Source organism: Cedecea sp. P7760, assembly GCF_013386425.1.
GTDB lineage: Bacteria > Pseudomonadota > Gammaproteobacteria > Enterobacterales > Enterobacteriaceae > Cedecea > Cedecea selenatireducens.
The window spans coordinates 1-310 of record NZ_JACARU010000122.1; the positions used below are offsets into that span (position 1 = coordinate 1).

The following is a 310-nucleotide window of genomic DNA, read 5'->3' on the forward strand; positions in this document are numbered from 1 at the left end:
GTTCAGGATCTGGGTGGGTATTGAAGCGCAGGTTGAGGGAAATCCCAAGAGGTTCTAGACGCGCGCCGTCATGCGACGGCCCGGTGTGCCGGGCGTTAGCGCGCCGTGCTTCAGCCATGCCAGCGCAATCGGCCACAGCCGATCCTCATACTCGCTGCGAAAGAACGCGAAATGTCCGACCTGTGTTGCTCCGATATCGTCAGGGGCGATGCGCAGGTGAGTGCGTTCGCTGCTGGCGAAGTAGCTCAGCAAGCGCTCGATGGCCGGCACGGTGACGAAGGGATCGTCGGTGATGCTGATCGCCAGCACC

The 310-nt window shown here is 62.3% G+C and carries 1 protein-coding gene; it reads right to left on the reverse strand.

Going from position 1 to position 310, the window contains the following annotated elements; genetic code table 11:
- Positions 1 to 54 precede the first annotated feature (54 nt).
- Positions 55 to 310: hypothetical protein (locus HX778_RS24945; protein WP_218167273.1), on the reverse strand; the 256-nt coding region annotated here is incomplete at its 5' end.